We start from the raw sequence: 6521 nt of genomic DNA on the forward strand, positions 1-6521 counted from the left end.
GAGCACCGCCTGCCGCGTGCCCGACAGCACCACCGCCGCCCCCTGGGCATGCAGCGCGCGGGCGATCGCCGCCCCGATGCCGCCCGATGCGCCGGTGACCAGCGCAACCTTTCCTGTCAGTGCGAACATGACCGTCTTTGTCTCCGACTTGTTCAGAACGTCTTGAGGATGGCCTCGATATCGGCGGGCGTGCCCACCGACGCGGTCGCCACGTCCCCGTTGATCCGCTTGACCAGACCCGCCAGCACCTTGCCCGCGCCCAGTTCGACGATGCTGTCCACGCCCATGGCCGCCATCGCCTCGACGCTTTCGCGCCAGCGCACGGTGCCGGTCACCTGACGCACCAGAAGGTCGCGGATCGTGTCCGGGTCGCTGACCTTGGCGGCGGTGACGTTGGCCACTAGCGGCACGCAGGGCGCGGCCAGGCGCTCGCGCGACAGCGCCTCGCCCATCGCATCGGCGGCGGGCGCCATCAGCGAGCTGTGGAACGGGGCGGAGACCGGCAGCAGGACCGCCCGCTTGATCTTGCGCTCCTTCGCGATCGCGACCGCGCGCTCGACCGCGGGCAGAACGCCCGAGATCACGACCTGACCGCCACCGTTGTCATTGGCGATTTCGATCACCTCATGCCGGTCGGGCTCGCCCTCGACGCGCAGCACGGCGGCTTCATCGCACACGGCCTGTGCACCGGCGAGGTCCGTGCCGATCAGTGCCGCCATGCCGCCCTTGCCGGCGGGCACAGCGCGCTGCATCTCGCGCCCGCGCAGGCGCAACAGCCGCGCGGCCTGGGCAATCCCGAATGTTCCGGCGGCGGCCAGTGCCGAGTATTCCCCCAGCGAATGGCCGGCCACTAGGGCGACCCGGTCGCGCAGCACAAGGCCGCCTTCGCGTTCGAGAACACGCAGCACGGCCATCGAGACGGCCATCAGCGCGGGTTGTGCGTTCTCGGTGCGGGTCAGTTCCTCGGCCTCGCCGGAGAACATCAGGGTCGACAGTTTCTGCTCCAGCGCGTCGTCGACTTCCTCGAACACCTCGCGCGCGCTGGGAAATGCTTGGGCGAGATCGGCGCCCATGCCGACGGACTGGCTTCCCTGACCGGGAAAAAGAAAAGCGTGAACCGGCATTGTACTCTCCCGGGGGGACTGGCGATCTGGGGCCTGACCTGATGCAAGATGCATCCCATCGTGTCAAATCAGGCCGGTTCAGCCGCTTTCGTCCCCGGATCATCGGTCAGCGCATCGGCAAAACGATGCATCAGGCCAACGAAGGTCGCAAGCTCGTCCGTCGACCAGTTGTCGAACACAGCCCGGGCGCGCCGTTCGCGCGTGGCATCGATGCGATCGGTCATTCGCTTGCCCGCCGGCGCGATCACGACTTCCCGCACCCGCCGGTCGTGCGTTCCGACCTGACGGGTGACGAGGGAGAGGCTTTCGAGGCGGCTGATCTGGCGGCTGACGGTGGTGTGGTCCCGGCCCACGCGGTCGGCCAGGTCCACAACGCCGATCGGGCCCAGGCGCTCGACCAGAACCAGCACTGGAAACAGGGCACGATCAAGCGAAAGCCCCGCCTCGCGCAGCAGGGCCTCGTCGCGTTGCGGGCGGTTCATCGCACTGACGATCTCGATCAGGGAGCGATGCAGATCGCGCAGGAGGACGGATATATGTGTATTTTGCACATTCATGATTGACACCTGAGTAGCTCATAAGTATGTGCATTATACACATAATGAGGCGACCATGACAGAGAGCACAGCGTGTGACCAATCCCCCGGGACCACGGTCCTGATCTGTGGCGCCGGGGCCGCCGGGCTGACGCTGGCCATCGAATTGGCGCGGCGGGGATGTGACTTTCGACTGATCGAGCGGCGCGACGCTCCTTTCGAGGGGTCGCGCGGCAAGGGGCTTCAGCCCCGTACGCTCGAAGTGTTCGAAGATCTGGGTGTGCTCGATCGGATCGCGGCCGTCGGCCAACCTTACCCGCCGCTGCGAACCTACGATGACAAGGGGGGATTCCTCGATACCGACCTCATTGAGGCGCGGTCCTCCACCCCGTCCGAACCCTATCCCCTGCCGATCATGCTTCCGCAGTGTTTGACGGAACAGGTGCTGCGCGACCGTCTGGCAGAGCTTGGGTCTCGCGTCGATTTCGGTATGGAACTGACGGCTTTTGAGTCGGACGCGCAGGGTGTCACGGCCCATGTCACCAACGGGGATACGGTGACGACCCTGCGCGCGGCATGGCTGGTCGGGACCGATGGCGGCCGCAGCACGGTGCGGCGCCTGGCCGGTATCGACTTTCCGGGCCGGACACTGGGCGTGCGCGCTCTGGTCGCTGACGTTGCCCTGACGGGTCTGTCGCGCGATGCGTGGCATCGGTTCAACCCCGATGACATGGACCGTCAGGTGTCGATCTGCCCTCTGCCGGGCACCGATCTGTTCCAGATCCAGGCGCCGATCGCGCTGGAGGGGGAGCCGGATCTATCGGCTGACGGCCTGACGGCGCTGGTCGCGACGCGCACCGGGCGCAGCGACGTGCGCGTGAGTGCCGTCTCCTGGGCGTCGGCGTATGCGATGAACGCGCGGTTGGCGGACCGGTATCGGGCGGGGCGCGTGCTGCTGGCCGGCGACGCGGCGCACACCCATCCGCCGACCGGCGGCCAAGGCCTCAACACCAGTGTGCAGGACGCCTACAATCTCGGTTGGAAACTCTCGGCGGTCGGGTGTGGCGCACCTCTGATGCTGCTCGACAGTTACGAGGCCGAACGCCGTCCAATCGCGGCCGATATGCTCGGCCTGTCGACGCAGCTTCTGGAGCGCATGAAGACCGGTGATCTGAGCCGCGATCGCCGCGTGCGGCAGCTCGATCTCGGCTATCGGGGATCTGTTCTGACCGTTCCCGCGCCGGACCGGTCGGAGGTTCTCCTCAATCCCGGTGATCGCGCGCCGGATGCGCCGTGCCGGGGTGCGGCAGGCCAGCCGACGCGCCTTTTTCACGTCCTGCAGGGTGCCCATTGGACGTTGCTCATCCATGGCCAGGCGGATGAGTCCGGTCCCACGCCACGCGCCGGATTGCGTATCTGCCACGTGGGGCCGGAGGGCGATCTGGTCGACGAAGGGGGGCACATCGCCCGGGCATATGGTCTGCAGCCGGGTCAGCAGGTGCTGATCCGTCCGGACGGATATATTGCCGCGATCCTGAACGTGACGGATGGTGACGCCCTGGCGGCCTGTCTGGCGTGGGTGCGCACATGATGATAGAGCTTCGGCTCCTTTCTCATTACGCGCAGTCAGGTTGATGTCGATACCCCAGGAAGAGCCCGCGCCGGCGACGCCGCGCATCGCGGTCCTGATCCCGTGCTACAATGAAGAGGTCGCGATCGGCACGGTCGTCGACGATTTTCGCGCGGCGCTGCCCGGTGTGCCAGTCTATGTCTACGACAACAATTCTTCCGACGGCACGATCGCGGTTGCGCGCGCGCACGGGGCGATCACCCGGACGGAGCGGCTTCAGGGCAAGGGCCACGTCATCCGACGCATGTTCGCCGATATCGAGGCCGATTTTTACGTACTGGTGGACGGGGATGCGACCTACGACGCGCGGTCGGCGGTCGAGATGGTGTCGCTTGCCGGGCGGGAATGCCTCGACATGGTGACCGGCGTGCGTGTGACCGACCGCGAGGCGGCCTATCGGCCCGGACATGTGCTGGGCAACAAGGTGCTGACCGGCCTTGCGGCAGGGATGTTCGGCCGGGGACAGTCCGACATGCTGTCGGGCTACCGCGTCTTTTCCCGCCGGTTCGTCAAGTCGTTCCCGGCCTTGTCGTCGGGTTTCGAGACCGAGACCGAGTTCTCGATCCATGGGCTCAAGCTGAACATGCCGATGGGTGAGGTGCGCACGCGCTATGTCGAACGCCCGGCCGGTTCAGTGTCCAAGCTGAACACATACCGCGACGGCGTGCGTATCCTGCGTACCATCATCACGCTGGTCAAACAGGAACGCCCGCTGCTGTTCTTCACCGTGGCAGCAGTCGTTCTGGCGCTGGCGGGGATCTCGGTCGGGATTCCCGTCATCCTTGATTACATGCGCACCGGCACCGTGCCGCGTCTGCCGTCGGCGGTGCTGGCCACGGGGTTGGGCACGCTGGCGGCGTTGTCGTTGGCATGCGGGCTGATCCTGGACAGTGTCGCTCTGGGTCGGCTCGAACTCAAGCGGCTGACCTACCTCGCGCTGGCCGCGCCGCCCTATGTCGAGGGGCCGTGACGGGTGGCGCGCCGGATGCCGGGCCACGCCTTGTGTAAAGAGTGCTGATGCTGAGCCGTCTTTTCGATCCCCTTCGCCCGCTGTCGCTTGCCCCCGTCTACGGGTTTTTCGCGGCCGTGATGATCGTGCTGTGCGCGGTGGTCACGCCCCCCGGGCAGACACCGGACGAGCAGAACCATTTCGCCCGCGCCGCCCAGATCGCGCAGGGCGGCTGGGTCGGCCTGCGCACCTCGCCACGCGACAGCGGCGGCTATCTGCCGTCAAATGTGCCGCGCGTCATGGGACCTTTCGACGATTTGCGGTTCGACGCGCGGCGCAAGGTCTCGGTCCCGCTCCTGAACGGTGTCGCCGGCCTGCCATGGGATGACCGGCGGCCGTTTTTCAATTTCGGCAACACCGTGATCTACGCGCCCGTCACCTATCTTCCCGGGGCGGCGACTATCGCCGTCGCGCGGGCGACGCGCATGACGGTCCTCCAGACCAGCTATGCCGTGCGTATTGTCAACGGCATCGTGGCTCTGGTGCTGGCCACGCTCGGGATCGCGCTGGCGCGGCGCGGGGCGGTGTATCTGGCCGTCATGGCCGGGCTGCCGATGGTGATGGCGCTGGCGGCGTCCTGTTCGCAGGACGGGATCCTCGTCGGGCTGGCGGTCCTGCTCGCCGGTGTGCTGTCGCGGATCGAACCGCGCGAGCAGGTCTCCCCGCGCCTGTGGATCGGCGTTGCGATCGGCTTTGCGATCCTGTCGGTGAGCAAGCCGCCGCTGATCTGGTGCGCGGCGATCCCTCTGGCGTTTGGCGCGCGCGGCCATCGGCTGATCTCCGCGGCCCCGCTTCTCCTCAGCGCCGTCGTGGTCGTGTTCTGGCAACGCGTGGGAATCGCGCCGGTCAAGATCCAGTTCCTGCCGGATTCGGGCGTATCCGATGCGGGGCAGATGCACTGGGTCCTGACGCACCCGACCGCGATTCCCGCACTTGCGTTCCACACGCTGCGCCAGACGCTGCACGCCCGCGTGCTTGAATTCATCGGCGTGCTCGGCTGGCTCGATACGCCGCTTCCAAAGGGCTTCTATCGTTTGTCCTATGGTGTCATCGCGGCCGCTCTGGCGCTGTCGTGCGTTGCCCTGCGGGAGCGCACGGCATTGCGACCTACAAGGTTGTGCATGGTGCTGACGCTCGGGACCATGGCGCTGGCCAGCGGGTCGGTGTTCCTGTCGCTCTATGTTATCTGGACGAAGGTCGGCGGCCCGGTGGTCGAGGGCGTGCAGGGGCGCTATTTCCTGCCGATCGCGCCGTTTCTGGCGCTGGTGTTTCCCCGTACCCGCCAGCCGGGGCGCGTTTGCGCGTCGCTCTTGGTGCACCAGTTGGCAGTTATCGGCGTGGCCGTCTTCCTGTTCGTGACGACGCTGACGGTGGGGACGACGCTGGCCGGGCGCTACTGGTAGGCGCTTGCGGCCCCCTGTTTTACCTATCCCGCGCGGCCACGGAGTCGTCGGATCGTGGCGGCTACGGTATGCGCCAAAGCCGCATAGGCGCGTCCGGCGTCGCTGTCGGGCGCGCTTGCGACGATCGGGGCGCCTTGGTCGGCACTGAACCGGATATCGGCCAGCAGCGGAATCTCGCCCAGAAACGGCACCCCCGCGCTCTCGGCTTCGGCCCGGGCGCCGCCATGCCCGAACAGTTCGGTCCGATGGCCGCAGTTCGGGCAACAGAAGAACGACATGTTCTCGACCAGCCCCAGCACCGGCACGCGCATCTTCTCGAACATCGCCATGCCGCGCCGCGCGTCGATCAGGGCGATATCCTGCGGGGTGGACACCACGATCGCGCCCGACAGCGGTGCCTTCTGCGCAAGCGTAAGCTGCGCGTCGCCAGTGCCGGGCGGCATGTCGACGATCATCACGTCGAGCGGCCCCCAGTCCACTTCGCCCAGGAGCTGCTTCAGAGCGCCCATCACCATCGGGCCGCGCCAGATCATCGCCTGACGTTCATCGACCAGAAGCCCGATCGACATCGCCTTCAGCCCCCAGATCGAGACGGGTTGCAGCCGTCCGTCCCGCACCTCCGGCGTGCCGTGCAGGCCGAGCATCCGGGGCAGGGAGGGGCCGTGGATATCGGCGTCCAGAAGCCCGACCGACAAGCCTTCGCGCGCCAGCCCCACCGCCAGGTTGACCGCCGTGGTGGACTTGCCGACGCCGCCCTTGCCCGAGGCGACGGCGATCATCGCACCGACGTCCGGCAGGACCGGCGCCTCGGCGGCCGGG

General features: G+C 67.2%; 7 protein-coding genes. 3 read left to right on the plus strand and 4 right to left on the minus strand.

Translation table 11 applies throughout. The features are described 5' to 3' along the window. From HUK82_RS13520 to HUK82_RS13530, 3 genes are all read right to left on the minus strand, one after another. The coding region (locus HUK82_RS13520) for an SDR family NAD(P)-dependent oxidoreductase (RefSeq protein ID WP_176614459.1) at window positions 1-129 on the minus strand (129 nt) is incomplete at its 3' end. Between the two features lie 23 nt (window positions 130-152). After that, window positions 153-1124: an ACP S-malonyltransferase gene (gene fabD / locus HUK82_RS13525; protein ID WP_176614460.1), complete on the minus strand. Its 972-nt coding sequence runs from the start codon at window positions 1122-1124 to the stop codon at window positions 153-155. A 68-nt stretch (window positions 1125-1192) separates the two neighbouring features. Then, complete coding sequence (locus HUK82_RS13530; protein WP_176614461.1) at window positions 1193-1681, minus strand: MarR family winged helix-turn-helix transcriptional regulator; 489 nt, start codon at window positions 1679-1681, stop codon at window positions 1193-1195. Window positions 1682-1736: 55 nt separating this feature from the next. On the opposite strand from HUK82_RS13530, the gene HUK82_RS13535 reads away from it, so the two are divergent. Genes HUK82_RS13535 through HUK82_RS13545 form a run of 3 tightly spaced genes read left to right on the plus strand, consistent with a single transcriptional unit; the run spans window position 1737 to window position 5702 of the window. After that, window positions 1737-3251, plus strand: a complete 1515-nt coding sequence (locus HUK82_RS13535; RefSeq protein WP_176614462.1) for an FAD-dependent oxidoreductase — start codon at window positions 1737-1739, stop codon at window positions 3249-3251. A gap of 43 nt (window positions 3252-3294) precedes the next feature. Next, on the plus strand, window positions 3295-4260 hold the full coding sequence (locus HUK82_RS13540; RefSeq protein ID WP_176614463.1) for a glycosyltransferase family 2 protein: 966 nt from the start codon (window positions 3295-3297) through the stop codon (window positions 4258-4260). A 47-nt stretch (window positions 4261-4307) separates the two neighbouring features. Then, window positions 4308-5702, plus strand: coding sequence for a DUF2142 domain-containing protein (locus tag HUK82_RS13545; RefSeq protein ID WP_176614464.1), 1395 nt, complete (start codon window positions 4308-4310; stop codon window positions 5700-5702). A gap of 23 nt (window positions 5703-5725) precedes the next feature. On the opposite strand, the gene HUK82_RS13550 is transcribed toward HUK82_RS13545, so the two are convergent. Continuing rightward, the coding region (locus HUK82_RS13550; protein WP_176614465.1) for an Mrp/NBP35 family ATP-binding protein at window positions 5726-6521 on the minus strand (796 nt) is incomplete at its 5' end.

Origin of the sequence: Ameyamaea chiangmaiensis (genome assembly GCF_013376175.1) — a bacterium.
In the GTDB taxonomy this organism is placed as follows: Bacteria; Pseudomonadota; Alphaproteobacteria; order Acetobacterales; family Acetobacteraceae; genus Ameyamaea; species Ameyamaea chiangmaiensis.